Genomic DNA, 24928 nt, shown 5'->3' on the forward strand with positions numbered 1-24928 from the left:
GTTCAGCCGATCGCGACTGTCCCGCCGGAACCACCCGGAACGACCAGGCGGACGCGTCCCCGTCCCGCGGCGCGTTTCAGGCGGCAACGCGTTTCCACAAACCTTCCAGAAGATGTGAAAGTGCAGATTTTCCCGGTCTTCGGAGAAGAAATCGGAGGTCTCCCGTGGAGCAGTTCCCCGACGCCATTTCCCTCTCCCCCATTCTCATTCGGGCCGCGCCGGCATTTCCCCTACCGCCCGTCCGCCATACCCGTTCACCCCTGAAGGCATCTCGAAAGGTCCGGTGAGGCAATTCATGAGCGAAGGATGCAGGGGATCCGGAGAACACGGGCACGCTCTCGTGCCCACGGCCGAGGGCGTGCCCGTGATGCGTCTCGGCTCCGCCGGCGGCGGGGACAGGCTGCTGACCCCGCACGACGTGCGCAACAAGGTGTTCCCCACCGTCCGCCTCCGCGAGGGCTACGACCTCGCCGAGGTGGACACCTTCCTCGGCGAGGTCGAATCCACTTTGATCAGGGTCCTGTGGGAGAACGAGCGGCTGAACGCCCAGCTGAACGCCGGCCGTGCTCCTCTGCAGATCCCGCCGTCGGCGGGTGACAGCGCGGCGCGGATCGTCACGCGCGCCCAGCGGTCCGCCGACGAGGCGATCAGCCGGGCCGAGCAGGAGGCCGGGGTGATCGTGACGGAGGCCCGCGCCCTCGCGGAGACCATCGAGCGCGAAGCTCTCGACAGGGCCGCGGCTCTGGAGCACGACGCGCGGGAGAAGCACCGCCAGGCCACGGAGGCCCTCGACAGCGCCTACGCGGCGCAGCAGCGCATGATCGACGACCTGCAGGACCTGCTCCACCATCACGGCGGCCGGGTGAAGGAGACCCCGGACGGCCCTCTGGCCGACGACCGCTGACCCTGTCAGGAGGGCGTCCCCGGGCGCCCTCCCCCATCCTTCCGCTGCCAGCTTGCCAAGGGGTGTTGAAATGCTGCCGACATGTTGGACACAGGCCGTCGGACCGGTGCTGGAGAGGGGAGAGCCTCCCGGCGGCGGAGCGTGGATCGCGGTGATACTGGTCTCGGCGTCGACCCTCGCGGGCGCGTGGCTCGCCCGGCGCGAATCCAAGCGCCTGGCCGTCTGGCTGGCGGTCGCGTCCGCGGTGATGATGATCATCGCCCTTACCGACATGCTCCCCGACGCGTGGCAGGACGCGGTCGAGACCGGGGTCCCGCTGTGGGTGATCGGGATGGCGGCGGCGTTCGGCTTCCTGGTCATCACCTACTTCACCCGCAAAGGGTGCGCGTGCCCGTCGGACTCCGGCGGGCGGCCCGCCGGGCTGCACGCTCCCGGCCGCCACCGCCGGCTGAAGGAGGCGGTCAGCGCGGCGCTGTTCGGCGGGATGGGGACCGCCGCCGCGCTGACCACTCATCGGGCCATCGAGGGGGCGACCCTGGCGCTTACCGCTTCCGCCGTCGTCATCGTCGCTCTGATGGTGCACTCCGCCAGCGAGGGGCTGGCGCTCGCCGCGCTGCTGGACATGGCCGGCCAGCGCCTGGCTCCGTGGCTGGTCGTCGCGTGCGTGAGCCCGGCGGCCGGCGTCCTCGTCGCCACCGTCAGCCCCCTGCCGGGCCAGGTGGTCCCCGTGCTGCTGGGGATGGTGACCGGCGTGCTGCTGCGCACCGCGATAGTCGGGCTGAAACTCGCCGCGGGCAGACAGGAGAACGGCCGGCTGACGAGGGGGCAACTGGCGGTCGCCGCCACCGTCGCGATCGCGGTGGGGGTGCTCCTCGCGATGGCCCACTGATGCCGTGCGCCTGGAATTCACCGGCGACGCCGCCGCGGAGACGGGGCAGCCGGAGCCCTGACCGGGCACACCGCGCGAAGGGACCGGGCCACGGAGTGCCGGCCCGGCCCCTTCGCACGCGGCTACGGCTCGATGAGGCTCTTCGGGCGCATGTCGGTCCAGTTGGCCTCGATGTGCTCCAGGCACTCCTGGCGGGTGCCCGGGCCGTGGGCGACGGTCCAGCCCCCCGGGACCTCGGCGAAGTCGGGCCACAGACTGTGCTGTCCCTCATCGTTGACCAGGACGGTGTAGACGCCCTCGGGGTCGTCGAACGGGTTGCTCATGCCGGATTCTCCTCTGCTGTGCGTAGGGGGTGGCGGCCGTCGCCCGGACGCGGACCACCAGGGCTTCCACCACCCGGAACCGGGTCTCGCCGAGGTCCCGGACCGCTTTCTCGGTCAGCGGCCCGGGGCGAAGGACCGGGAGGCGACGGGTTCAGGCCCGGCGGCGGGCGCTCTCCGGCGGGCTGAGCGCCGCGTTCACGGCTGCGAGGTGAGATAGCCGCCCATGGTCCGGAAGTAGTCGGCGGCCGCGTGCTCCGTGCCGTCCTCGGTGCGCAGCCGCCTGAGGACCAGTCCGGGCCGCTGCCCGCTCCGCGCGTCCGCGCCGGCGACGATGACCACCCCGTCCCCCTCGCGGATGAAGATGCGCCCGGGGGTGCCTCCGTAGCGGGCCTGCGACACCGCCGCCGACACGATGCGGATCCGCTCCCCGCGGTGGTAGGTGAACGCGCTGGGATACGGGTCCGACTGGGCGCGCACCAGCCGTTCCAGATCCTCCGCCGGCCAGTTCCAGTCGATCCGGCCGTCCTCGACGGACCGCTTGTGGAAGAAGCTGGCCTTGCTGCGGTCCTGCGCGATCCACCGCGCCCTGCCCGACGCGATGAGGTCGAGCGCCTCGCGCACGATCGGCTCGATCAGGTCGACCGTCCGGTGGAACAGGTCGGTCGCGGTGTCGCCCGGCCCCACCGGCACGGCCCGCTGCAGCACGATGTCGCCCGCGTCCAGCTCGGCGTTCATGCGGTGCGCGGTGACGCCGACCTCCTTCTCCCCGTTGATCAGGGCCCAGATCAGCGGGGAGAAGCCCGCGTAGGCGGGGAGCAGCGAGTCGTGGACGTTGAGTGTTCCGTGCGGCGGCAGGTCGAAGATCTCCGACGGCAGCCAGGTCCGCCAGTTGTTGGCGACGATGATGTCCGGCGCCGCGTCGCGGAGGGCGGCGAGCAGCTCCTCGTCGTCGGGACGGTGGCGCAGCAGCACCGGGACGCCGTTCTTCTCGGCGAGTTCGGCGACCGAGTCGTCCCAGATCTTCTCGTAGGCGTGGTCGCTCCTGGGATGGGTAACGACGAGGACCACCTCGTGGTCGGAGTCCAGCAGAGCCCGCAGCGTGCGGTGGCCCCACGTCTGGTAGCCGAACATGACGACCCGCATGGTGGATCCTCTCCTCGAAACACATCATTGCAAGGCAAGGCTAACCTTATTTAAAATATGACGCGCAGAGGGAGGCGATGCCGCGGTGAACACACTGCGTAGTGGGCCGGACAGCATCTACGACATCCTGGGGGTCGGTTTCGGACCGTCGAATCTGGCGCTGGCCATAGCCGTTGAGGAACACAATGCGACGGTTCCCGCCGGAGAGCGGTTACACGCCGGGTTCCTGGAGAGACAGCCGCACTTCGGCTGGCATCGGGGGATGCTCATCGACGACGCGACGATGCAGGTCTCCTTTCTGAAGGACCTCGTCACAATGCGTAATCCAACAAGTGAGTTCAGTTTCCTGTGCTACCTGAAAGAGCGGGGCAGGCTGGCGGACTTCCTCAACCAGAAAACCCTGTTTCCGCTGCGTATCGAGTTCCACGACTATTTCGAGTGGGCCGCCGCCCGGGTGAACCACCTGGTCGACTATTCCGCCGAGGTCCTGGCCGTCGAACCGGTGGTGACGGAGGACGGGGAGATCCGCTGGCTCGACGTGATCAGCCGTCACCCCGACGATCCGGGCCGCACCGTGGTGCGCCGGGCCCGCAACGTCTGCGTGGCCACCGGCCTGGAACCCCACCTGCCGCCGGACACCGTCCTCTCCGACCGGATCTGGCACAACAGCGAGCTGATCCCGCGCGTCGCCGAGCTGGCCGGCACCGGCGCCCCGGTCCGGCGCGCCCTGGTGCTCGGCGCCGGGCAGAGCGCCGCCGAGGCCGTCGACTACCTGCACCGCTCCTTCACCGGGGCGGAGGTCTACGCGGTCTTCGCCAAATACGGCTACACCCCGGCCGACGACAGCCCCTTCGCCAACCGGATCTTCGATCCCGAAGCGGTCGACGTCTACTTCAACGCCCCGCCCGGGGTGAAGCAGTCGCTCTTCGACTACCACCGCAGCACCAACTACTCGGTGGTCGACACGGATCTCATCCAGTCCCTCTACGCGACCGCCTACCGCGAGAAGGTCCAGGACCGGGAGCGCCTGCACATCCTCAACGTCTCCCGCATCCGGGAAGTACGCGCCCTGGACGACCGCCTGGACGTCACCGTGGAGTTCCTGCCCACCGGCGAGCGGACGGTCCTCACCGCCGACGTCCTCGTTCACGCCACCGGCTACCGCTCCCAGGACATCGGCGCCCTTCTGGGCGAGACGGCCAAGCTCTGCCTGCGTGACGACGAGGACGCCGTCCGCGTCGGCCGCGACCACCGCGTCGAGACCGCCCCTCAGGTCACCGCCGGCATCTACCTCCAGGGCGGCACCGAACACACCCACGGCATCTCCTCCACCCTGCTGTCCACCACCGCGGTCCGTGCCGGCGAGATCCGCGACTCCCTCCTCTCCCACCGCGCGCCCGCCGCGACCGCCCTCGCCTGAACGGCTCCGCGGGCCGGGACGGCGTCACCGTCCCGGCCCGCGGAGCAGGGCGGCTCGGGGCGGCGCCCGCGGTGAGTCCGGGACGAGGCCCCGGCCCCTCCGGTGATCTCCTAGCATGGTCGCTCATGACCGAGCCGGACTTCCTCACCGCCACCCGCGCCGCCTACGACACCTCCGCCGCCCTCTACGCCGAGACCATCCCCGAGCGTTTCCACGCCGACCCGCTCAACCAGGCGATGATCTCCGTCTTCGCCGAGCTGGTCCGGGCCGCCGGTGACGGCCCGGTGGCGGACGTGGGGTGCGGCCCCGGCCACGTCACCGCGCATCTGCGCTCCCTCGGAGTGACCGCCTTCGGCGTCGACCTGTCGCCGGAGATGGTCGCGCTCGCCCGCGGCGCCCATCCGGGGCTCCGCTTCGAGGTGGGGCTGATGGACGCACTCGAGGTGGAGGACGCCTCCCTGGCCGGGGTCCTCGCCAACTACTCGATCATCCACACCCCGCCCGAGCGGCTGCCCGGAATGCTCGCCGAGTTCCACCGCGTGCTCGTGCCCGGCGGCCACCTGCTCCTCGCCTTCCAGGGATACGACGACCCCACCGAGCTGGCGGAGGCGTTCGACCACAAGGTGTCCCTCGCCTACCGGTACTCTCCCGGCCGCGTGGCCGAACTGCTGCTCGCAGCCGGGCTCGCCGAGGTGGCCCGGCTGGTCATCGCTCCGGACGAGGACCCCCAGCGGGGCTTCCCGCAGGCCCACCTCCTCGCCCGCCGTACGGCCTGACCGGCCCGGACGCGCCGGCGTGGCGGGCCGTCTCTCGCGGCATGGGCGGTGGGGCGTCACAACTGCGATCCAATCGGTTTCCAAGCGGACCAGATCAGGCTGAGGGCATGACAAACTCATGGCGCCGAACCGCCGCCGTCACAGGACTCCTTCTGGTGCTGCCGCTGACGCAGGCGGCACCCGCCGACGCCCACCGCGGCTCCGGCGAACTGATCGTCCGCCTCGCCAGCCTGTATGCCGCCGACATCTCCGAGTCCGGCCACGACGAGCTCTACATGCTCCGCAGCGGCAACGGCCTGGTCTGGCCCAGCCAGTATCCGGGGATCAGCGTCGCGCAGAACGACTGCATCGTCTTCGACTCCACCAGGGCCGCCTGCCCGCCCGGCAGCAACGAGCGGCTGGCGGGAGACCACAACATCAACTGGGCCACCCTCACGGCCGCCCCGAACGAGCAGCTCACCCTGGAGCTGAAGGAGGAGGACCTGATCGGCGACGACAAGCTGGGCTCGGTCCGCATCACCGCCGTCGCGGGCAGGAGCTGGGAGGCGACCTGGGCCAAGTCCGGCGACTTCGAGTACCGCTTCGCCTACGGCGTCGGCACGAACCCCTGGCCGTGACCGTCCGCCGACCACTTCTCGGGGGCGGGCGGGACAGGCGTCAAGGAGCACTGCGCGGACCGGACGCCGCCGGCGGCCGACGTCGCGCGGGCGAGGGCGCCGCCCTCGCCCGCCTCATCTCCACCCCTCACCCGCGCGGGCCCCGCCCGGTGTGCGCGCCGATCGCGGGGATGACGGTGTCCCAGACCTCGTACGGCGGCATCTGGTGGCCCATCCCGGGCAACGGGATCAGCGTGGCGCCGGGGATCTCGCGGGCCAGTGCCTCGGCATGGCCGTACGGGAAGAGCGGGTCGGCCGTGCCGTGCAGCACCAGGGTCGGCGCGGTGATCTCGCCGAGACGGGGCCGGACCGGCTCGCCCCCCTCGATCATCCAGTGGTTGGACGCGGCGGCCGGGACCGGACTGCGGTCGAAGGCGCGGCCCGCGGTGCGGCGGACCCGCTCCTCGTCGACGGGGATCGTGCCGGCGAAGACGCGTTCGGCGGCGAGGAAGTAGCCGATCACCGCGTCGCGGTCCGCCCAGTCCGGGCCGGGCGCGGGCTCGGCGAACGTCTTCGCCAACTCCTCGCTCATCGGGGGAAGATCGGGGTTCTCCGGGCCGCCGGGGCCACCGGGGCTGGTGGAGATCAGGGTCAGCGTCAGCACCCGCCCGGGATGCCGTACGGCGAGGCGCTGCGCGAGCCCGCCGCCCATGGAGACGCCGACGATGTGTGCCGAGGCGAGGCCGTACCCGTCGAGCACGCCGAGCGCGTCGGCGAGCAGGTCGTCCTGCGTATACGTGGGTGCGCCGACCGGGAACGTGGTGGAGCGGCCGGTGTCGCGGGTGTCGTAACGGATGACGTGCCGGCCGGCTGCGGCCAGCCGGGCGGCGAAGTCGTCGTCCCACCAGTCCATGGAGGCTTCCGCCCCGGATACGAGCAGGATCGGGGGTGCGGCCGGGTCGCCGAAGGCCTGTGTGGCCAGGTCGACGCCGTTGGCGCGGACGATCTTCTCGGGGACGGCCCGGAACGGGCTCGACGCCGGCGGGACGGTGCTCACGAGATGCCTCCTGGCTGAGGTGACTTGGCCCGCGCCGACTATACTTCGAAATTCGAAGTTCTTGCTACGATTTTCGAAGTAGCGGTACGACGGCAAGCGAGGTGGCGATGGGATCCGAGAAGAACTCCCCCGGCAGGGCCGGGAGGCGGACGTACGGCCAGGCGTGCCCCATCGCCCATGCCCTCGACATGATCGGCGAGCGCTGGGCGCTGCTGGTCGTACGCGAACTGCGCCTCGGCCCGCGCCGCTACGCCGATCTGCAGGCCGCCCTGCCCAGCCTCGGCCCCAGCGTGCTCGCGCAGCGGCTGCGCGACCTGGAGGCGGTCGGCGTGCTGCGCCGCCGCGCGCAGCCGCCCGCGGCCACCAGGCTGTACGAACTGACCGAGTGGGGCACCGAGCTGGAGCCGGTCTTCGCGGCACTGCGGACGTGGGGCATGCGCTCACCCGTCGTGCCGCTGGAGGGCGACATCAGCGCCGACACCGTGTTCCTGGGGCTGCGGGCGTTCTTCGTCCCGCGGCCGGACGATCCGTGGTCGGCGACCTACCTGATCCGACTGGAGCGGGACGTCTACCGGGTCGAGGTCGCCGAGGGCGAACTGACGGCGGTCGCACGCGGCGAGACCCCGGACCCCGCGGACGTGCACGTCGCGAGCGACTACCGCACGCTCCAGTCCGTCCTGAGCCACGAACGCCCGCTGGAGTCGGCGATCGAGGACGGCACGCTCACCGTGACCGGGGACGTGGACGCGGTCCGGCGGCTGGTCGGCGCGGTGCCGCCCCGCTGATCCGGCGGCCGACGACGAGGGCTACGGGAAAGACCTCCGGTGGCGTCGCCCGCTGCCACGTCATGCGGACCGCGTGGCCTCTACGCGGGAGAAGACGCCGCCCACGTTCAGCTCAGTGCACCATCCCAGTAATCCTTGAGCATCTCGCCCGGCCAACTGGGCTCATACACTTCACCGCGCGGCCCCATCTCCTTGAAGTACGGCGCCAGGTCGAAGACGGGGCTGCCGTCGATCGCGTCTAGGTCGGTCACATGAATATCCAGACCATCAACCTTCAAAAGCCTCGGGAAGGACTGTGCGAGCTGATTCGGTCGGCGGTGGTTGCGGTGGACAAATGTTCCTGTAGCTGGCCATTTAGGGTCATTTCGCGGGCTCCGAGCGTGCAGAGCGACATCATCAGGCGAAGCCTGGTGGAAGTGCCAGACGACCAGCAGGTGGGAAAACTCCTCAAGTCCCTGGACAACCTCGACGGGGAAGTCAGGGTTCAGACGGATAATCGCCGTTTCACCCCAGCGATCGTCGGTCGGCTCAGTGCGTCCGCCGACAACGATGCCGATGGGCTTGATCTCCAGCGACTGTGCCATGCGCGCGCCCTCATTCCTTCGCCGTGACTCGTGACGGGATCAATCTACGTGGGTCAGATACGCGGCGGCTCGCGCGTCCAGCTCAGCGACCGCCGATATCCCGCGGCGCCGGTATGGGGAGAGAAGGTTGCGCATGTCAACGACCGCTTGCCGTGCCCGCCCTGAGTAGATGCCCTCCTCCATTGCGTCCAGAGCGGTGCTCCAAGTGGCACACGCCTCTTCCACGCCACCGGTGGCGACCTGCGTCGCTCCCAGGTATCCGAGCGTCACTACGTGCGTGCGGCGGAAGGCGTCCCCTCGGGTCCGGACACTGCGTCGAAACTGGCGGATAGCGCCCTGGCGGTCACCGCAGTCCCGCAAGGTACATGCGGTCTCGTGCGCCAGCGATGCTTCCCCGAAGAAGAACGTGCGCTGCGGTTCTTCGATGTCCACGCCGGCTGAGGCGAGATCGTCCTCAGCCCTCAGCAGGGCCTTGGCCGCTGCCTGTTTGCTGCCGCTCGCGGCCAGAGCGCGGGCGTGAACGACGCTGAGCAGCGCCCGCTCTCGGGGCGTGGCCATGGCATAGCGCCGGCCCTGCACGGAGGCCGTTGACAGATCGAGGCCCTGCGCGAAGAACCCGAGGTCGATGGCTTGATGCGCCATGGCGCGCAGGATGTGACCAGTCAACGGCGCATTGTCAGCACGAGCGGCCAGCTTCACGCCCAAGATGAAGTATCGCTGTGCCAGAGCGTGTTCGCCGTTGTCAAACCCCATCCAACCTGAAAGGTAGGCCAGCTCCGCGGCGGCGGAGAACATGTCACGCCGTACCTGTTCATCGGGAAACGTCCCGTGCAGGAAAGCAGCGACGTCCGACTGTAGGTACTGCACCAGGGCCTTCCTGCCGTGACCGCCGCCGCGTCGCTGATCGATCCGGGAGAAGGCCGCGGTGAGCTCCTGAACGGTCGCCACATCACCGCACCCGACACGCTGGCGTTTCGTCGGCGCGGGCGGCTGCCCCGCCATCTTCTCCCACCACCCCTGGCCTGGCAGGGCGAGGGCGGCCACGGAGTACACCGCACCGCTCAGAAGGCTTCTGCGGTCTGAGTCCACGTCCGTTCTCCCCAGGTCGGTCAGCGCGATCAACGGATCGACGCGCCACTCCAGCGCTTCCTGCACCGGCGCATTGGGAACTGCGAACCCGAGCTCATCTGGTGTGACGACACGCTTCAGACGACGGGACAGCGCCTGACACAAGATTATGGGTGCCGCGCCTGACGCCTTTGTCCCTGCGACCCACATGCTGATGTGGGAACGGCCGATGCACGCGTAATCGAGCAGGTTGCTCTCCTGGGCGACACGGTTGAACGCGCTCGCTGCTTGGGCCCGTGACCAGCCCGCCTCCTGGATAAGGATGGCAAGTCGCTCATTTCGTTCGCGCGCCATAATGCGCCTCCGCATGTCAAACGGATCTTTGACCACTTTGATCGACCTGCGTCTGCGGTAAATCCAGCTCCCGCGTTGTGCTGATCACCATAGTCGCCGGCATCGGCGCTCTTAAGACGAATGACCAGAAGTCCCTTAGCCCGAACTCAACAAACAATCTTTGACCACTTTGACCACCCTGCGGCCCTTGACCCCATCCTTAACCTGCCCTGGTCTCCGTAATTTGAGCAGCGTGGATGACGAGCGCGCCGCCCTCGAGCGGCCACAGACACCGGCCGAGATGCGGCCACCCACCGTATGTCGTGCCGAGGAAATGGCACTCGTACTCGCACGCCAACACGACATCGTCGCTGACGTTCACCAGCTCACCTCTGGCCGTGCGCTGGTGTCGGTGCGCCGCGGGCTACTCGTCTACGTAGACGACGAGAACTACAGATGGACCAGCCCGGACAGCAGCCAGCGCGGCGGACCGCTACTCACCTACGCATCGCAGCCGACCAGCGCCGCCGGGCGGGTCGCTCAGCACTACGCGATGCTGCGTGACTTCCCTGCTGATGAGCTGCTGGGCAGCCGTCTGCCGCTGCTCGCTGATGTGCTCCTGGCTCATCATGTCTGCCCCATCTGAACTGCGGAGCTGTAGGCCGATGAGACGCCGTACGGATGCCTTGCAACGCGCAGTCGGGGCCGTTTCACACAGCACGCTCGGAACACTTTTCCCGCCAAACAGGTGGACCCGCCTGGCGCTTGCCACGTCCGGACGGGCCCTTGGTCGGATGGAGGTCCGATCCATGGAAGATGGTAGATCCACGCCGCCCGAGTCCGCGAGCCCCATGATTCCAGGCTGGCGACTGATCCTCAGCGACATGGGACGCCTCTGGGCCGTCCGCGAAAAGGCGTTCCCCTCAGGCGCGTTGCGTGCCGGAGCGGAACCCACCGTGGACGCCGACACGGCCGGCGAGCTGGAGGCCGAGGTCGAACGGCAGGAGAAAATCGCCAGGCAGGTGGTCTCGTGACCGAGCAGCCCCGCACACCCGGACGACACCGCGCCGGCCTGTCGTCCGCCACCGTATATCGCCGCCTGTGGGACGGCCCGTCCCGCGCCGCCGCGCCGTCCCATCCTCGGGCGGCCCGAGGTAGACAACCTGTTCACACATCGGAGAGATCGTTGAACTTCAGATGCATCGGGAACATCGCCTTCATCATCGGCACCCTGGCGTTCGCCGCATGGGTCGTAAGCTCACCAGCCTCAATACCGACGCCCGCCCTCGCGGGGATGATTGTGCTGTGCGCGGTGGGCTTGATCGCGACGTTTCTCCCCCTCATTCATAGGCGATCCCGGTAACAGAGCGCTTCGCCGATCCCCGACTGTGCCACTGCATCAGGGCCCGCAGACCTCGACGAGCTGCGCGCGCTGATGGCCGCCGCTGAACCCTGGCGGGCCTCGTCTTCCCTCACCGGCTGGCCCACTTCCCACCCCCGCCGGCGAGGCCCGCCAGGCACAACCCCGTGGCCACGAGTCGAACCGTCCTTCATCCCCGCGGGGTGCGCGGAGGGCGACGACCCTCTCGTGGCCACGGGCACCACGACCCCTTCCCCCTTCATGAAAGGAACGCACGAGATGGAAGGACGATTAGAGTTCGATCGGTGGTTCGGCCGACCGGGGAACACTGGTCTTACAGCCGACCACGCTATGCAACCTCGATTGTGTGTACTGCTATCTGCCGTTCCGGCGCCTCCGTCGTGAGATGTCCCCCGAGGTCGCCCATGCTGTTGCCGCCTCGGCTGCGGCCCTGACCGACTCCAGCAGCCAACTGGACATCGTGTGGCACGGCGGAGAGCCCTTCACCCTGGGCCGGCGCAAGTTCGAGGAACTGCTCGCGCCGTTCGAGAAGCTGCGTCACGCGGGCCGGATCCAACACAGCGTGCAGACCAACGCCACCCTCATCGACAACGAGTGGTGCGACCTGCTCTCCCGGTACCAGATCCGCGTCGGCGTCAGTATCGACGGCCCGACGGCCCTGAACGCCCGGCGGGTGGATCTACGCGGCAGGCCTGCCGTCGACCGGGTCGTGCGCGGCATCGGCCGCCTGCGTGACCACGGCATCCGCTTCTCCCTGATCGCCGTCGTGGGGGCCGAAGGCATCGGGCAGCCCGAGTCGCTCCTGGACTTCCTCGCGAGCCTGGGGCCGCACACCATCGGCCTGAACGTGGAGGAGATGGAGGGCGTCAACAACCAGCGATGCGGGATCACCCGGGACCAGGCCGAGCGGTTCTGGAAGCGCGTCATGGACTGGCGCAGGACCCACAGTGAAGGGCCCGCGCTGCGGGAGCTCGAACGGCTCACCGATTACCTGCACCTTTCCCGCAGCGGGCAGAGCGACCAGTGGTGCAGATACGGCCTCGATCCGATTCCGACAGTGTCGGTGGACGGAGACGTGGTGCTGGCATCGCCCGAGCTGGCCGGCATCAGCGACGACGCCTACGGCGACTTCGTTGCCGGGAACGTCCGCTCTCAGAGCATCGTCAGCATGTTGGACCAGGCGCACCGGCTGCGCTACGTCGCCGAGTTTATGACCGGCCTGTCCCGGTGTCAGGCGGAATGCGAGTTCTTCGACTTCTGCCGCGGCGCGCAGGCATGCAACCGCTACTTCGAGAACGGCAGCTTCGCCACCACGGAGACCGACTACTGCCGACTCACCCGTCAAGCCCTCATCACCGCTCTGTACACCTCAACCAAAAAGGAGATCGCGGCATGACCATGCTGGAGTGCCTGACCACCACGGATGCGAAGGTGGTCGGCGACCTGATCGGCACCAGCACCCTCGAGAACCCCGACCCGACGCAGGCCGCCAAGTTCGACAACAAGCCGAGCTGGGACAACGGCAAGGGCGGATTCAACAACAAGCCGAGCTGGGACAACTGGAGCAAGAAAAAGTAGCAGACGACCGTCGTGGGCGCGGCGCCCCGCGCCCACGACGGGACCATACGGAAGGCACGACAATGGACACACGCACCGTACGCCGGACGAGCGTTACGCTGCCCGACCTGTATGACACCGACCTGGACGAGGTCGATTCACTCGAAGGCGAGCACGGCAAGCTGCGCGACTTCCGATACGCCGACGCCCGTCTACGCGAGCTGCCCCTGTCGGGAACCCAGCTCATGGACGGACGCGTCACCGGCCTCACCACCCAGCGGGCCCGCCTGGAAGAGCTGCGTCTGCACTCGGTCGAGTTCTCCGGCTGCGACCTGTCCGGCCTCCGCTGGGAGGACAGCAAACTCTCCCGCGTCACGTTCACCGACTGCAAGATGCTCGGCGCCATGTGGGCGAACGTCACGCTCGACGACGTGGTCTTCGAGCGGTGCAAGCTCGACCTCGCCGCCTTCACTCGCGTACGCGCCATCGGGGCAGTCATCTTCTCGTCCTGCTCCCTGCGTGAGGCGAGGTTCTCCGCACCCGACCTGAGTGACGTGGCGTTCGACGGGTGCGACCTGCACCTGACGGAGTTCGACGGCGGCACCTACCGTGACTGCGATCTGCGCGGCAACGACCTGTCCAGCCTTCGCGGCGTGAGCGCACTCAAGAAGATCATCATCGATCGGCCGCAGCTCCAGGGCCTCGCCCAGGCGTTCGCAGCCGAGCAGGAGATCACCTTCGATTAGGACCTCGGCAATCAAGGAGGCGGAGACATGGGCGTACGGCTGCGGTTCGACCAGTTCAGCGACATCCATGGACGCATCGAGATCGGGCACGTCAGGCAGGCGGGCGACGCGCCGGGCTATGACGACGGCGTGGCCGTCGTCCCCCAGGGAGACTGGATACCCCTCAGCAGCGCGGAAGCCGACCGTCTCCGGCCCGACGCCGCCGCCCCACCCAACATGATGATCGAACTAGTTAGCCAGGATTTGCCGGTCTTCACCTCCGACGATCTCCAAGCCCGTGTGGACGCCGCGGCCACTCTCGACCCGCTGGGTGGCCGCTGGCCACGCAGGCGGCACGTCTCCACGCGCAGCCCGGCCGGGCTGCTCACCTCCACCGAGGACACGACGATCAGCCGCAGGATCGGACTGCACGTGGACAACTGGGATCGGCTGCCATACCCGGTCCGGCAAGACAGCCGCCGCCGGCTGTGCATCAACTTCGGGCCGGGAACCCGCTACCTCCTGGTCGGCGACCGGGACATCCTGGAGATCTGCAGGGCGCTCGGCCGTGACCAGGAGCAGCACTACCCGCACACCGACGACGTGCGTCAATACGTCGCCGACGGGCACCCCCTGCGATGCCTGCGCATCCACCTGGAGCCCGGCCAGGGATATATCGCACCCACCGAGCTCGCGCCGCACGACGGCTCCACAAGCGATATCCAGGCGTGGTCACTGGCGGCCTTCTGGCTGGGTTGAGAACGCAAAAGAGCGCCCCGCCCCTCCCTTGATGGGAGACACCGTTGGCGAATTGATCACTTTGGCGCAGCACACCAGGCCGAGGGCCGCGAAGTGCGAGGTTCTCACCGCACCGGCAGGCCGGTGACCGCGCGGCCGATGATCAACCGCTGGATCTCCGACGTCCCCTCGAAGATGGTGAAGATCTTGGCGTCCCGGTGGAAGCGTTCGACCGGGTGGTCGCGGGTGTAGCCGGCTCCGCCGAGGATCTGGATGGCCTGTTCGGTGACCCAGACCGCCGCCTCGCCCGCCACCAGTTTGCACATCGAGCCCTCGGCCTGGCCGAAGGCGCGGTTGTTGCGGGCCATCCAGGCCGCGCGCCAGGTCATCAGGCGGGCGATGTCGACGCGGGTGGCCATGTCGGCCAGCAGGAAGGCGATCGCCTGGTTCTCGCCGATCCTGCGGCCGAACTGCTCGCGCTCCCGGGCGTAGTCACGGGCGTACTCGTATCCCGCGCGGGCGATGCCCACCGCCATCGCCGCCACCGACGGGCGGGTGGTCTCGAAGGTCCGCATCGCGGCCTGCTCGCCGGCGCGCTCGCCGGAGCGGACGCGTGCCAGCCTGGCGTCGAGCTTCTCCCTGCCGCCGAGCAGGCACGAGCCGGGCACGCGCACGTTGTCGAGGATCACCTCGGCGGTGTGGGAGGCGCGGATGCCGTGCTTGCTGAACTTGCGCCCCATCGCGAGCCCGGGCGTGCCGGGAGGGATGACGAAGGAGGCCTGGCCCCGGGTGCCCAGCGAGGGGTCCACCGAGGCGACGACGACGTGGACGTCGGCGATGCCGCCGTTGGTGGCCCAGGTCTTCACGCCGTTGATGATCCAGTCGTCGCCGGAGGGGACGGCGCGGGTGCGGATGGCCCCCACGTCGGAGCCGGCGTCGGGTTCGGAGGCGCAGAACGCGCCGAGCCTGACGTCGTCGGGGGTGCCGAACATCTGCGGCAGCCACTCCCCCATCTGCTCGGGGGTACCGCCCGCGGACAGGGCCGCGGCGGCGAGACCGGTGCCGACGATGGACAGGCCGATCCCCGCGTCTCCCCAGAAGAGCTCCTCGAAGGCCACCGTCAGGCCGAGGCCGCTCGGTTCGAACCACTGCTGGGCGAAGAAGTCGAGCGAGTAGAGCCCGATCTTGGCGGCCTCCTGGATGACCGGCCAGGGCGTCTCCTCGCGCTCGTCCCATTCGGCGCCGGCCGGGCGGACGACGGAGCGGGCGAAGTCGTGCACCCAGTCGCGCACCTCTCGCACGTCGTCGCTCAACTCCGGGCAGAAGCCGGTCTCGCTCATCGTGCACTCCTCCCAGAAAGCGTTACCACCGGTAACACCCCCTACTTTACCGACGGGCGGCCCCCTCCGCGCAACCCGTGACGGACGCGCGCCTACGGGGTACGGCCGGCACCGGCGAGGAGAAGCTGTCCGGTCGCGTCATGGACGCCGTGCTGAACGAGACGGCCGGGGTCATGGCGGGGCCCGGCGGCGGCCCCGTGGGCTACGTAGGCACCGCCGGCCGTACGGCGCGGCTGCCCCCGCACACCGCCGGCCTCTCGCGGTACGGTGAGGCCGGGCCGCGCGCCGTACCCGCGATCATCGTTCCGGCGCGGCGGAGTATCCGGGGATGGTGATCATCGGGGGACGTTCGGCCACGGCCACGTCGCGGACGGTCGCGTGATGGCCGGTCGTGCCCCGGCGGAACTGGGCCAGCCGGAGCGACGGCGTGTGCAGCGAGACCATCATGTTCTGGCGTTCGAGACGGGACCAGGAGGTCTGCAGGATCTGGGAGGCCATGCCGCCCAGCGCCTCGGTCGACTGGTGGGAGTGGACGCGGCGGCCCAGGTCGACCTGGGCGAGGGCGTCGAGGCCGGCCAGGTCGAGCAGATCGATCAGCAGGCCCAGCTCCACGCCGTAACCGGTGACGAACGGGACCCGCTCCAGCACGGACCGGCGTCCGGCGTACTCCCCCGCGAGGGGTTGCACGAACCCGGCCAGCAGCGGCCAGTGCAGGTTGAGCAGGGGCCGTGCGACGAGCTCGGTGACCCGGCCGCCACCGCTCTGCACATTCTGCAGCGGCCGGTCGTAGCAGCCCTTGACGTAGGCCACGCCCGGGTCGGCGAACAGCGGGCCGAGCAGCCCGGTCACGAACGACGTGCGGAACTCGCGCAGGTCGGCGTCGATGAAGACCAGCAGGTCACCGGAGGTCGCGGCGAGGGACTTCCACAACGCCTCCCCCTTGCCGTCCATCGGCTTCAGGTCGGGCAGGATGTCGTCCTGCGCGATCACCCTGGCCCCCGCCCGCGCGGCGCGCACGGCGGTGTCGTCGACGGACCGGGAGTCGATGACCACCAGCTCGTCGACGAGGGGCACTGTCTCCATCAGGTCACGCCGGATCGCGGCGACGATCTCCCCCACCGTCTCCGCCTCGTCGCGGGCGGGCAGCACGACGCTGACCGTCGTGTCGCCCTTGGCCTCCAGCAGCCATGGCATCGACCAGTCGTCCGATGATGAAGTGTGCCCACGCAGCCATGCCTCCACCTCAGGCAGCACAGCCCACCCTTTCCATCACCTCGGAACTCACGGCTATCACCCTATGCGGCGCCGATTGTCACCGGGTACCCGATCCCGGCCTGTCCCCACAGATGGGAAGATCGGTGCAGGGCGACGCGAGGGGGGCGGCATGGAACCGGTGGCGGTGATGAGGGCGGCCCGTACCGTCCGCGACGAGCTTGACGATTTGCTGGGCGCGGCCTCCGTCGAGCTGCGGGAGCGGCTCGATCCGCTGCTGGCCGAGGAGGGCAGGCAGGATCCGGGGCCGCTGGCCGACGTCATCGTGATGCTCCTCGCCCAGTACGGCCCCGCCTGGGAGCGGTTCGCCCTGCTGCGCCGCCTGAACGAGCAGGCCCTGACCGAGATGCCGGACCTGTCGTCACCGGGCCTCACCGGCCCTGCCCTGCCGACCGGCCTCACCGGCCCGCCCCCGGAACCCGGTCCTACCGGCCCTGCCCTGCCGACCGGCCTCACCGGCCCGGCCCTGCCGCCGGGTCCCCCTGACCCGGATGGCCCGGATGGCCCGGACACGCAGCCAGGTTCCGCGCTCCCGGACCCGCTGCCGCCGGGGCACACGAGTCCGGCTCCGCCTCCCGGTCACAGTCATACGGACCCGGCTCCGCCGCCCGGCCCCGCCGGTCCGGGGCACCCGCCGTACGGACCCGCGAGTCCGGGACACCCGCCGCACGGTCAGGACGGGCCGGGGGCCGGTCAGGCGCCGGCCGGCGCGGCCCCCGGCCACGGACCCCAGCCCCCGCGGGGAGCGTCCCTCGCGCCCGACCGTGGCCACTCCGTGCTCGGCCGGCTGACCGGGGCGTTCCGCAGGCGGCGCAGGCAACCGGCTCCCACCGGGCCGGAGTGGGAGGCGTTCCCGCTGATCGAGGCGCCCGGCGAGGTGGTGGCGGGCTGGGGGATCGAGATCGAGGTCGGCCTCTCCCCCGGAGGCGACTCATCCGGGACCGGCCGGTTCCCCGACGCCGGGGCCCCTGCCGGAGCCGACGCCCCGGCCGGAGCCTCTGCCGCCTCCGGAGCGGTGCCCGGCGGCCAGGAGGCGCCTTTCACCCACGAGCCGGCCGACCTGGACATCCAGGTCATCGCCGAGGGGTTCGAGGCGCCGGGCGGGTGGCGGGTGCGGCTCCGCGTCGACGGGGCCTCGCCGTACCCGAGGGCGACGGTCCGCCTGGTCGCCCTCCCGCAGGACCAGCCGGCGGTCGCCCGGCAGATCCAGGTGGTCCACTCGGCCGGCGGTCAGGTGACCGGGTTCGGCGTGCGCGCGCTCGCGGTCCTCGACTCCCCCGGTCAGCTCGGCCGGGAGAGCGTCCCGCAGCCGGTCGCGGGCACCCGGGTGCGGGTGGCCGGCAGCGGGGAGCCCGCGGACGTCACGGCGGTCATCGTCCACGGCGACCGGCCGGGGCTGCTGTGGTGGACCTACCAGTCCCCGCACTTCACCACCCCCGACCAGGCGGAGCCGTGCGACCTGGGGATGCGGACCTCCGAGTTCGGGCGGCATGTGGCGGAGCGGGCGCGGACCGTCGAGGACATGGGCCGGCAGGTCGCCTCGGAGATCCCGCGAGGATTCTGGGAGCTGCTGAACGCGGTGGCCGGGCGCGTGGCTCCGCGCCGCCCGAGCGTGCTGATCCTCTCCCAGGAGCCGCACATCCCCTGGGAGCTGGCCACGCTGGAGCATCCGTTCGACCGTTCCGTCCCCGCCTTCCTGAACTGCCAGACGGTGACCGGCCGCTGGCCCCTCGGCGGGCGGCGTCCCGAGCTGCCTCCGCCGGTGCGCGCACGAGGCGACAGCATGGCGGTCGTGTACGGCGGGGCGGAGGTCCATCCGCTGGTCACCGCCTACGGCGCCGCCCGGGTCACCCCGGTGCTCGGCGACGTGCTGGCGATGCTGGGCGACCCACCGGACATGATCCACTTCACATCCGGCGGCTCGGCGTTCGACGCCCTGAGCCGAGGCATGGGCGAGGGCCCGTTCGTCTTCCTCGAGGAGCCCGGAGACTGCCAGGCGTTCCTGCTCGCGGGCGCGAGCGGGGTCGTCGCCCCCCTCTGGCCCGTCGGCGACGGCCTGGCGCCGGAGTTCTACCGCCGCTGCCTCGGCGGCGAGCCGCCGGCCGAGGTGCTGCGCTCCCTGCGCTGCCAGGTCCCCGCCACGGGGCCCGCCTACCAGTTCTTCGGCCACCCGTCGCTCGTCCTGTCGCGGGGTCACTCGAGCGCGTGACGCTCCAGGAAGGTGTAGACGTCGGCCTCGTCCACGCCGGGGAAGGACCCGGGCGGCAGGGCTGCCAGGACGTGGGAGTTGCCGCGGGCCGAGGGCCAGGCGTAGCCCTCCCAGCGCTGGGTGAGCTCGGCGGGCGGACGGCGGCAGCAGTCGCCGGTGGGGCAGCCGGACTTGGTGCGGTGGGTGGTCTCCCTGCCGCGGAACCAGCGTGATTCGCGGTACGGCACGCCGAGGGTGATGGCGAAGTCCCGCTCCCGGGAGGGATCGACGTGGGCGACGCAGAAGTAGGTGCCGGTGGGCGAGTCGGAGTACTGGTAGAAGACGGAGAACCTGTCCGGGGAGCGGAAGACCTGCCGGCCCGACCACTGCAGGCACATCCGCTGGCCCTCGATCGCGCCCTGCTCGTCGGCGGGGAAGACGATGCCGTCGTTCTCGTAGGCCTTGTAGATGATCCCGCCGGCGTCGTTGCGGACGAAGTGGCAGACCAGGTCCAGGAAGTGGGTGGCCAGGTTGGTGAAGCGGTGCGCGGCCATCTCGTAGGAGACGGCGAAGACGTCACGCAGGTCCTCCACGCTCAGCGCGCGGTCCTGTTTGGCCTCCCTCAGGTACGGCACGGCGGTGGCCTCGGGCACCAGCACGGCGGCGGCGAAGTAGTTGGCCTCGGTCCGCTGGCGGAGGAAGTCGGCGAAGTCGCGGGGCTTGTGGTGGCCGAGGGCGAGGTGTCCGAGGGTCTGCAGCAGGATCGTGCGCGGGGTGTGCATGCCGAGCTGCTCGTGCTTGACGTAGATGCGCCGGTTGCGCAGGTCGGTGATGGAGCGGACCGTGCGCGGCAGGTCCTGGACGGTCCGCACGGTGTAGCCGAAGTGGGTGACCAGGGCCTGGACGGTGCTCTGCGACAGCGCGCCGGTGCGGTAGCCGACCGCGGAGAGCGCCTCGGCCGCGGCCTTCTCGATCTCCTCGAAGTAGTTGCCCCGCTCGCGCTGCATCCGGCGGAGCTCGGCGTTGGCCACCCGCGCCTCCTCCGGGGTGGCGGTGCCCTTGGCCTGGCGTGAACGCAGCTCGCCGTACAGGCCGAGGATGTGTTCGAGCACGTCGTTGGGGACGCGCGCGGAGACCTTCAGCCTGGCCAGGCCGAGTCCGGCGTACAGCGGGTCGCGCTGCGCCTCCTCCAGGGCCATCTCCAGTTGTGCCCGCCTGCTGGGCGCCTGGCGGCGGAGCAGCTCCTCGACCGGCACGTTGAGCGCGGTGGCGAGGGACTTCAGCAGGGACAGCTTCGGCTCGCGCTTGCCGTTCTCCAGCAGGGAGAGCTGGCTCGGCGCGCGGCTGACGCGTTCGCCCAGGTCGGAGAGGGTGAGACCGCGCTGTTTGCGCAGGTGTCTCAGGCGCTGGCCGAACGCGATGAGATCGAGCTCCTGCGTCAAGGACAGCGGTTCTTCACCGACCAACGATGCCATAGCACGATGTTAAACGAAATTTCCGTAGTTATTTCAACGCTCCCCCGGACCTGGTGATCCACATCGCGGGATTGGTCTAGTCCATAGCGCAAACTCTTAAATTCTTCTCTGCTGAATACCGATAATTCTTCGCTTTACGAGAAAAACAGAAGTTTTTTCACCAAGATCGGCCTTGTTTGCCCGTTTCGCCCGAGCACACACTCAGAGCAAGGCACCCAGGGGACGACAAGGAGTGAAAAAATGAACGATCGCCTCAAGGGAGCCGCAGACGAGCTGCGGCGCGACTGGGAGACCAACCCCCGCTGGAAGGGCACCGAGCGGACCTACACGGCCGAGGACGTGGTCCGGCTCCGGGGGTCCGTCCAGGAGGAGCACACCCTCGCCCGGCTCGGCGCCGAACGGCTGTGGGAGCTGCTCACCACCGAGGACTACGTGCACGCGCTCGGCGCGCTGACCGGCAACCAGGCCGTGCAGCAGGTGAAGGCGGGCCTGAAGGCGATCTACCTGTCCGGCTGGCAGGTCGCCGCCGACGCCAACCTCGGCGCGCAGACCTACCCGGACCAGAGCCTCTACCCGGCGAACTCGGTCCCGGCCGTCGTGCGCCGCATCAACAACGCGCTGCTCCGCGCCGACCAGATCACCTGGTCGGAGGGGAACGAGGACGCGCCGCACTGGCTGGCCCCGATCGTGGCCGACGCCGAGGCGGGCTTCGGCGGCGTGCTCAACGCCTTCGAGCTGATGAAGGGCATGATCGCCGCAGGTGCGGCGGGCGTGCACTGGGAGGACCAGCTCGCCTCCGAGAAGAAGTGCGGCCACCTGGGCGGCAAGGTCCTGATCCCGACCGGCCAGCACGTCAAGACGCTCAACGCGGCCCGCCTCGCGGCCGACGTCCTCGGTGTCCCGTCTCTGATCATCGCGCGGACCGACGCCCAGGCCGCGACGCTTCTGACCACCGACGTCGACCCCCGCGACCAGGCTTTCACCACCGGCGAGCGCACCGCCGAGGGCTTCTACCGCGTCCGCAACGGCGTCGACTCCTGCATCGCCCGGGGTCTGGCCTACGCGCCCCACTCCGACCTGCTCTGGATGGAGACCTCCCTGCCGGACCTGGACGTGGCCCGCGAGTTCGCCGAGGCCGTCAAGGCCCGCTACCCCGACCAGATGCTGGCCTACAACTGCTCGCCCTCGTTCAACTGGAAGAAGCACCTGGACGACGCGACCATCGCCAAGTTCCAGCGCGAGCTCGGCCACATGGGCTACAAGTTCCAGTTCATCACGCTGGCGGGCTTCCACTCGCTCAACTACTCGATGTTCAACCTGGCCCAGGGCTACGCCGAGGAGGGCATGACCGCCTACGTCGAGCTCCAGGAGGCCGAGTTCGCCGCCGAGTCGCGCGGCTACACCGCCACCCGCCACCAGCGCGAGGTCGGCACCGGATACTTCGACCTGGTCAGCACGGCCATCGCGCCGGAATCCTCCACCACGGCCCTGCGGGGCTCCACGGAGGAGGAGCAGTTCGAGAAGGCTCACTGACCCTCCGGACCCCGAGCCCGCCCGGACGTTTCCAGGGCATGGGACTCCTTCCCGGGCGAGCTCGGTGACCAGGTCGTAGAACGAGGCCCCGCCGTACGGATATCCCCCGAGTCCGTCCGGCGGGGCCTCTCACTGCCGGGCGCCCGGCCCTGAAGCCGCCGCCCGCTCCCGGACGGTCACCCGACCCCGGAGCGGTTCAAGCGGTACGGCCCGCTGCGTGGCCGGGCCCCGCCGTACCGGCGGATCAGCCGGCGACGGCCTCGATCAGCTTGCGGCGCTGCTGGGCGCCGAGCCCACCGAGACGACGGGCCTCGTCCACGTCGGCCTCCGCCATGAGCTGGGCGGCCTTCACATTGCCGATGCCGGGCAGCGCGCGCAGCGCCTGCGACACCTTGATGCGCTTGGCGATGTCGTCGTCGCGGCCCAGCAGCTGCTCAAGGCTCACAGAACCGGCTTTGACCTCGGCCAGAAGCTTGGCACGGGCCGTGCGGGTCTCAGCGGCCTTGGCAAGGGCGGCCTGACGCTGTTCGGGGGTTAGCTTAGGCAGAGCCATGTTGACTTCTCCTCGATTACTCGGATTATGACGTTCTGTTACCCACAGCAACTCGGCTAATCATCGCCTAACTGTGGGAAAAGTAGCGCGTCCGGTACAGACCATCACGATATGCCCAGACGGTTACCCCGGCCTTACCTGACTCTTCGTAGCCTCGTCCTCATGGGTATCTGGCGAGGACCGGACGGCATCGAAGTCGAGGCGATCATGCTCAACGATCTCCCATGCCTGCGTGTGACCCAGCGGATCGGTGGACAGCGGATGGTGCTCGCCTACTGCATGGACGTGCGGGAGGTCGGCCGGCTCGTGAACCTGGCCGAGCTCGTCGAGACCTAGGGTCCGTCCTCCGGACGATCAAGTATCGATCACAACCGAGTCCGATTCGGTATCGGCGTGAACTTCTGGGACTCCTGAGACGTCGGTCTAGACAGGGAGGCCCGTATGGGAGTTCTGGACGGCCTCGTTGACGAAGACCTCCGACTGGAGTTCCTCCTCGTTGAGGCCCTGTACGAGGAGGCGGAACGGCTGGCCGCCCAGTCCGACCGCTGAACTGCGAAATGCCCGCCGCCTCGCCGGGGCGGCGGGCACTCCTCACCGCCGGACCGCCGCAGGCCGCAGGGCCCTCTCGGGGCGCGATCACCCCCAGATCCCGGCCGCCCTCCGGTGCGGAGGACCGCGGGAGGAGGACGGGGCTCGATGGATCCGGCCCCGATGGCGTTAACTATGGCCATGAACAAGCGCGAGCTGATCGAGAAGGCCGCGGCTGAGGCGGGGCTCAGCCGGCGGCAGACCGCCGCCGCCCTGGAGGCGATCCTGGGGACCATCCAGACGGCCGTGGCGGCCGAGGACAAGGTCGCGATCCCCGGCTTCGGGTCCTTCGAGATCGTGCACAAGCCGGCGCGGACCGGACGCAATCCGCAGACCGGCGATCCCCTGGAGATCGCCGAGACCTGGACGGCCAAGTTCAAGCCGAGCCCGGGGTTCCTGGGCCTCATCCGGCAGCGCAAGAAGGACTGACCGCTCCTCCTCCCCCGAGCGTCGACGCCGCGCGCCGCCGTACGGAAGCAGGACGCCGCACCGGAACCGGAGCGGGGCGGAGGCGGGCCGGGACAGGCGACGGCCCCCGGGGAGGTTGTCCATTCCCCGGGGGCCTTGGGTGCCGCCATGTCGCGGCGTCAGCGCGTTTAAGAGGGCCGGTCATCTCTGACGATGTCGTGCTCTGCCATTAAGCTACGAACGCATGTGGAGCGCCCAGCGGGACTCGAACCCGCACCCGACGATCACTGCCCGCCCTCGGTCGATCTGACGCTCGGCGGCGAATGCTGAACCTGGAGCGAGAGTCTGAGCTTGAGCGGCTGCCTCTGCCAGTTGGGCTATCCCGGCGCGGAGAGTGCCGGGAGAGGGAATCGAACCCTCACTTGGACCGCGTGTCAGGCTGACATTTCAGTTTCAGCTTCCGCGCTTTCGCGCGTCCCCGCGCTCCCACGGGGAGTCTTGAGAGGCTACCCCAGGAGGTAGCCGAATATCCTGTCACCGATGCGCCGGTCGGCGACCTCGGTGCCGTTGGCCTCCTCGCGGGCGAACTTCACGGCGTCCTGCAGCTTGGTGACCCGCTCCAGGAGCTCGTTGATCCGCTTGCGCGGGACGGCGCCGGAGAAGGCGACCTTGGTCCAGAAGCCGACCACGATGTCCTCGTGGTAGACCTCGACCTGGGCCGGGTGCTTGTCGGTCGCCTCGGCCTTGACGTGGTTGCGGGGCACCTTCTTGGTCCGGGTCGTCTTGACCGGCTCGGTCCGCCAGCAGTCGGTCGACTGGTCCAGCGTCCACGTCTCCGCCGCGTCGAGCACGGGCAGCTTGGAGACGAAGGTGTGCAGATCGACGAGCTGCTTCTCCAGGAAGAGCAGGTAGGTGACCGGCACGTTCTCCAGCAAGGTGGTGCCGTCCACCATGACGTCGGCCCGCGCGACGCAGTTCGCCCAGTCCTTGGTGGCGGTCACGTCGAACAGCCTGGTGAGCGCGGTGCCGAGCTGCTTGAGCAGATCCTCCGCCTGGACCTGCACGCGCGTCGACTCGGCCGGCAGGTGCTCGCCCTCGTCGTCGACCGGCTGATAGGTCCGGGAGATGCCCGACAGCAGAGCGTTCTTCTGGATCGTGTGATACGCGTCGGTCACCTTGCGCTGGGTGTCGGACTTGACGCCCTTCTCCACGGCGAGGATCTGGTTCAACTTGGTCGCCATGGAGGTCACGATATCGGGAAGATCACCCCGTACTCACCTGCTTTTAACGGC

28 protein-coding genes are annotated in these 24928 nt (G+C 69.5%); 17 read left to right on the top strand and 11 right to left on the bottom strand.

Going from position 1 to position 24928, the window contains the following annotated elements:
• Nucleotides 1–295 precede the first annotated feature (295 nt).
• Nucleotides 296–904 (top strand): DivIVA domain-containing protein, encoded by a 609-nt coding sequence (locus tag CA984_RS04215; protein WP_086568325.1) that lies wholly within the window; start codon nt 296–298, stop codon nt 902–904.
• 70 nt (nt 905–974) lie between these two features.
• Nucleotides 975–1793 (top strand): ZIP family metal transporter, encoded by an 819-nt coding sequence (locus CA984_RS04220; protein ID WP_133061547.1) that lies wholly within the window; start codon nt 975–977, stop codon nt 1791–1793.
• Between the two features lie 122 nt (nt 1794–1915).
• Here the strand turns inward: CA984_RS04220 and CA984_RS04225 are convergent, their stop codons facing one another.
• Together CA984_RS04225 and CA984_RS04230 are read right to left on the bottom strand one after the other, a co-directional pair.
• Nucleotides 1916–2116, bottom strand: coding sequence for an MbtH family protein (locus CA984_RS04225; protein WP_086568330.1), 201 nt, complete (start codon nt 2114–2116; stop codon nt 1916–1918).
• A 195-nt stretch (nt 2117–2311) separates the two neighbouring features.
• A complete protein-coding gene (locus CA984_RS04230) occupies nt 2312–3259 on the bottom strand; it encodes a methionyl-tRNA formyltransferase (RefSeq protein WP_086568332.1) in 948 nt (315 codons plus the stop codon).
• Nucleotides 3260–3344: 85 nt separating this feature from the next.
• Here CA984_RS04230 and CA984_RS04235 point away from each other — a divergent pair, with 85 nt between their 5' ends.
• The 3 genes from CA984_RS04235 to CA984_RS04245 all read left to right on the top strand — a co-directional run bounded on the left by CA984_RS04235 (nt 3345) and on the right by CA984_RS04245 (nt 6072).
• Nucleotides 3345–4679 (top strand): lysine N(6)-hydroxylase/L-ornithine N(5)-oxygenase family protein, encoded by a 1335-nt coding sequence (locus CA984_RS04235; RefSeq protein WP_086568334.1) that lies wholly within the window; start codon nt 3345–3347, stop codon nt 4677–4679.
• 125 nt (nt 4680–4804) lie between these two features.
• A complete protein-coding gene (locus CA984_RS04240) occupies nt 4805–5455 on the top strand; it encodes a class I SAM-dependent methyltransferase (RefSeq protein WP_086568337.1) in 651 nt (216 codons plus the stop codon).
• 107 nt (nt 5456–5562) lie between these two features.
• A complete protein-coding gene (locus tag CA984_RS04245; RefSeq protein WP_133061548.1) occupies nt 5563–6072 on the top strand; it encodes a hypothetical protein in 510 nt (169 codons plus the stop codon).
• Between the two features lie 127 nt (nt 6073–6199).
• Here the strand turns inward: CA984_RS04245 and CA984_RS04250 are convergent, their stop codons facing one another.
• On the bottom strand, nt 6200–7108 hold the full coding sequence (locus tag CA984_RS04250) for an alpha/beta fold hydrolase (protein ID WP_086568342.1): 909 nt from the start codon (nt 7106–7108) through the stop codon (nt 6200–6202).
• A gap of 107 nt (nt 7109–7215) precedes the next feature.
• Here CA984_RS04250 and CA984_RS04255 point away from each other — a divergent pair, with 107 nt between their 5' ends.
• On the top strand, nt 7216–7893 hold the full coding sequence (locus tag CA984_RS04255) for a winged helix-turn-helix transcriptional regulator (RefSeq protein ID WP_086568344.1): 678 nt from the start codon (nt 7216–7218) through the stop codon (nt 7891–7893).
• Between the two features lie 107 nt (nt 7894–8000).
• Here the strand turns inward: CA984_RS04255 and CA984_RS04260 are convergent, their stop codons facing one another.
• Nucleotides 8001–8477: an SAM-dependent methyltransferase gene (locus tag CA984_RS04260; RefSeq protein WP_086568346.1), complete on the bottom strand. Its 477-nt coding sequence runs from the start codon at nt 8475–8477 to the stop codon at nt 8001–8003.
• A 39-nt stretch (nt 8478–8516) separates the two neighbouring features.
• Nucleotides 8517–9899 carry an NsdA family TPR-like regulatory protein gene (locus tag CA984_RS04265; RefSeq protein WP_086568437.1) on the bottom strand — a complete coding sequence of 461 codons (1383 nt, stop codon included), beginning with the start codon at nt 9897–9899 and terminating at the stop codon, nt 8517–8519.
• A 232-nt stretch (nt 9900–10131) separates the two neighbouring features.
• On the opposite strand from CA984_RS04265, the gene CA984_RS04270 reads away from it, so the two are divergent.
• Together CA984_RS04270 and CA984_RS45875 are read left to right on the top strand one after the other, a co-directional pair.
• Entirely contained in the window at nt 10132–10524 is a 393-nt protein-coding gene (locus CA984_RS04270) for a hypothetical protein (RefSeq protein WP_133061549.1), read from the top strand.
• A 238-nt stretch (nt 10525–10762) separates the two neighbouring features.
• Entirely contained in the window at nt 10763–10912 is a 150-nt protein-coding gene (locus tag CA984_RS45875) for a hypothetical protein (RefSeq protein WP_165781096.1), read from the top strand.
• A gap of 133 nt (nt 10913–11045) precedes the next feature.
• Here CA984_RS45875 and CA984_RS45880 read toward each other — a convergent pair whose 3' ends face one another.
• Nucleotides 11046–11222, bottom strand: coding sequence for a hypothetical protein (locus CA984_RS45880; RefSeq protein ID WP_165781097.1), 177 nt, complete (start codon nt 11220–11222; stop codon nt 11046–11048).
• Between the two features lie 344 nt (nt 11223–11566).
• On the opposite strand from CA984_RS45880, the gene amcB reads away from it, so the two are divergent.
• The 4 genes from amcB (at nt 11567) to CA984_RS04290 (ending at nt 14300) form a co-directional block, all read left to right on the top strand.
• Nucleotides 11567–12655, top strand: a complete 1089-nt coding sequence (gene amcB, locus CA984_RS04275) for a cyclophane-forming radical SAM peptide maturase AmcB (protein ID WP_086568351.1) — start codon at nt 11567–11569, stop codon at nt 12653–12655.
• A complete protein-coding gene (gene amcA, locus CA984_RS04280) occupies nt 12652–12837 on the top strand; it encodes a multiple cyclophane-containing RiPP AmcA (RefSeq protein ID WP_086568353.1) in 186 nt (61 codons plus the stop codon). Before amcB ends, amcA begins: the two co-directional genes overlap by 4 nt.
• Before the next feature lie 62 nt (nt 12838–12899).
• On the top strand, nt 12900–13562 hold the full coding sequence (locus tag CA984_RS04285) for a pentapeptide repeat-containing protein (protein WP_086568355.1): 663 nt from the start codon (nt 12900–12902) through the stop codon (nt 13560–13562).
• Nucleotides 13563–13589: 27 nt separating this feature from the next.
• Nucleotides 13590–14300 (top strand): hypothetical protein, encoded by a 711-nt coding sequence (locus tag CA984_RS04290; RefSeq protein WP_086568357.1) that lies wholly within the window; start codon nt 13590–13592, stop codon nt 14298–14300.
• A 104-nt stretch (nt 14301–14404) separates the two neighbouring features.
• On the opposite strand, the gene CA984_RS04295 is transcribed toward CA984_RS04290, so the two are convergent.
• On the bottom strand, nt 14405–15619 hold the full coding sequence (locus CA984_RS04295) for an acyl-CoA dehydrogenase family protein (RefSeq protein WP_086568359.1): 1215 nt from the start codon (nt 15617–15619) through the stop codon (nt 14405–14407).
• Nucleotides 15620–15696: 77 nt separating this feature from the next.
• On the opposite strand from CA984_RS04295, the gene CA984_RS04300 reads away from it, so the two are divergent.
• On the top strand, nt 15697–15954 hold the full coding sequence (locus CA984_RS04300) for a hypothetical protein (RefSeq protein ID WP_133061550.1): 258 nt from the start codon (nt 15697–15699) through the stop codon (nt 15952–15954).
• Here the strand turns inward: CA984_RS04300 and CA984_RS04305 are convergent.
• Complete coding sequence (locus CA984_RS04305; RefSeq protein WP_086568365.1) at nt 15917–16873, bottom strand: glucosyl-3-phosphoglycerate synthase; 957 nt, start codon at nt 16871–16873, stop codon at nt 15917–15919. The two genes, CA984_RS04300 and CA984_RS04305, sit on opposite strands and share 38 nt — an antisense overlap.
• 130 nt (nt 16874–17003) lie before the next feature.
• Between CA984_RS04305 and CA984_RS04310 the strand changes: the two genes are divergently transcribed.
• Complete coding sequence (locus CA984_RS04310; protein ID WP_086568367.1) at nt 17004–19100, top strand: hypothetical protein; 2097 nt, start codon at nt 17004–17006, stop codon at nt 19098–19100.
• On the opposite strand, the gene CA984_RS04315 is transcribed toward CA984_RS04310, so the two are convergent.
• Nucleotides 19085–20554, bottom strand: coding sequence for a helix-turn-helix transcriptional regulator (locus CA984_RS04315; protein ID WP_051864654.1), 1470 nt, complete (start codon nt 20552–20554; stop codon nt 19085–19087). The genes CA984_RS04310 and CA984_RS04315 overlap by 16 nt on opposite strands.
• Nucleotides 20555–20794: 240 nt before the next feature.
• On the opposite strand from CA984_RS04315, the gene aceA reads away from it, so the two are divergent.
• The gene (gene aceA / locus CA984_RS04320) at nt 20795–22087 is read left to right on the top strand and encodes an isocitrate lyase (RefSeq protein WP_086568370.1); all 1293 of its coding nucleotides are present in this window, start codon (nt 20795–20797) and stop codon (nt 22085–22087) included.
• Nucleotides 22088–22331: 244 nt separating this feature from the next.
• Here aceA and mihF read toward each other — a convergent pair whose 3' ends face one another.
• The gene (gene mihF / locus CA984_RS04325) at nt 22332–22640 is read right to left on the bottom strand and encodes an integration host factor, actinobacterial type (RefSeq protein ID WP_031163488.1); all 309 of its coding nucleotides are present in this window, start codon (nt 22638–22640) and stop codon (nt 22332–22334) included.
• Nucleotides 22641–22802: 162 nt separating this feature from the next.
• Here mihF and CA984_RS45885 point away from each other — a divergent pair, with 162 nt between their 5' ends.
• Nucleotides 22803–22976, top strand: a complete 174-nt coding sequence (locus tag CA984_RS45885) for a hypothetical protein (protein WP_165781098.1) — start codon at nt 22803–22805, stop codon at nt 22974–22976.
• 393 nt (nt 22977–23369) lie between these two features.
• Nucleotides 23370–23657, top strand: a complete 288-nt coding sequence (locus CA984_RS04330) for an HU family DNA-binding protein (RefSeq protein ID WP_086568373.1) — start codon at nt 23370–23372, stop codon at nt 23655–23657.
• Nucleotides 23658–24142: 485 nt separating this feature from the next.
• On the opposite strand, the gene CA984_RS04335 is transcribed toward CA984_RS04330, so the two are convergent.
• Nucleotides 24143–24877, bottom strand: a complete 735-nt coding sequence (locus tag CA984_RS04335) for a DUF7873 family protein (RefSeq protein WP_086568440.1) — start codon at nt 24875–24877, stop codon at nt 24143–24145.
• Between the last annotated feature and the right edge of the window lie 51 nt (nt 24878–24928).

Origin of the sequence: Streptosporangium minutum, assembly GCF_002149035.1 — a bacterium.
Classification (GTDB): domain Bacteria; phylum Actinomycetota; class Actinomycetes; order Streptosporangiales; family Streptosporangiaceae; genus Streptosporangium; species Streptosporangium minutum.

Bases quoted from the DNA above. Each gene is read 5' to 3' on its own strand.
- CA984_RS04215 (WP_086568325.1), top strand. From the start codon at position 296: ATGAGCGAAGGATGCAGGGGATCCGGAGAACACGGGCACGCTCTCGTG.
- CA984_RS04220 (WP_133061547.1), top strand. From the start codon at position 975: ATGCTGCCGACATGTTGGACACAGGCCGTCGGACCGGTGCTGGAGAGG.
- CA984_RS04225 (WP_086568330.1), bottom strand. From the start codon at position 2,116: ATGAGCAACCCGTTCGACGACCCCGAGGGCGTCTACACCGTCCTGGTC.
- CA984_RS04230 (WP_086568332.1), bottom strand. From the start codon at position 3,259: ATGCGGGTCGTCATGTTCGGCTACCAGACGTGGGGCCACCGCACGCTG.
- CA984_RS04240 (WP_086568337.1), top strand. From the start codon at position 4,805: ATGACCGAGCCGGACTTCCTCACCGCCACCCGCGCCGCCTACGACACC.
- CA984_RS04245 (WP_133061548.1), top strand. From the start codon at position 5,563: ATGACAAACTCATGGCGCCGAACCGCCGCCGTCACAGGACTCCTTCTG.
- CA984_RS04255 (WP_086568344.1), top strand. From the start codon at position 7,216: ATGGGATCCGAGAAGAACTCCCCCGGCAGGGCCGGGAGGCGGACGTAC.
- CA984_RS04260 (WP_086568346.1), bottom strand. From the start codon at position 8,477: ATGGCACAGTCGCTGGAGATCAAGCCCATCGGCATCGTTGTCGGCGGA.
- CA984_RS04265 (WP_086568437.1), bottom strand. From the start codon at position 9,899: ATGGCGCGCGAACGAAATGAGCGACTTGCCATCCTTATCCAGGAGGCG.
- CA984_RS45875 (WP_165781096.1), top strand. From the start codon at position 10,763: ATGGGACGCCTCTGGGCCGTCCGCGAAAAGGCGTTCCCCTCAGGCGCG.
- CA984_RS45880 (WP_165781097.1), bottom strand. From the start codon at position 11,222: ATGAGGGGGAGAAACGTCGCGATCAAGCCCACCGCGCACAGCACAATC.
- amcA (WP_086568353.1), top strand. From the start codon at position 12,652: ATGACCATGCTGGAGTGCCTGACCACCACGGATGCGAAGGTGGTCGGC.
- CA984_RS04285 (WP_086568355.1), top strand. From the start codon at position 12,900: ATGGACACACGCACCGTACGCCGGACGAGCGTTACGCTGCCCGACCTG.
- CA984_RS04290 (WP_086568357.1), top strand. From the start codon at position 13,590: ATGGGCGTACGGCTGCGGTTCGACCAGTTCAGCGACATCCATGGACGC.
- CA984_RS04295 (WP_086568359.1), bottom strand. From the start codon at position 15,619: ATGAGCGAGACCGGCTTCTGCCCGGAGTTGAGCGACGACGTGCGAGAG.
- CA984_RS04310 (WP_086568367.1), top strand. From the start codon at position 17,004: ATGGAACCGGTGGCGGTGATGAGGGCGGCCCGTACCGTCCGCGACGAG.
- CA984_RS04315 (WP_051864654.1), bottom strand. From the start codon at position 20,554: ATGGCATCGTTGGTCGGTGAAGAACCGCTGTCCTTGACGCAGGAGCTC.
- aceA (WP_086568370.1), top strand. From the start codon at position 20,795: ATGAACGATCGCCTCAAGGGAGCCGCAGACGAGCTGCGGCGCGACTGG.
- mihF (WP_031163488.1), bottom strand. From the start codon at position 22,640: ATGGCTCTGCCTAAGCTAACCCCCGAACAGCGTCAGGCCGCCCTTGCC.
- CA984_RS45885 (WP_165781098.1), top strand. From the start codon at position 22,803: ATGGGTATCTGGCGAGGACCGGACGGCATCGAAGTCGAGGCGATCATG.
- CA984_RS04330 (WP_086568373.1), top strand. From the start codon at position 23,370: ATGAACAAGCGCGAGCTGATCGAGAAGGCCGCGGCTGAGGCGGGGCTC.
- CA984_RS04335 (WP_086568440.1), bottom strand. From the start codon at position 24,877: ATGGCGACCAAGTTGAACCAGATCCTCGCCGTGGAGAAGGGCGTCAAG.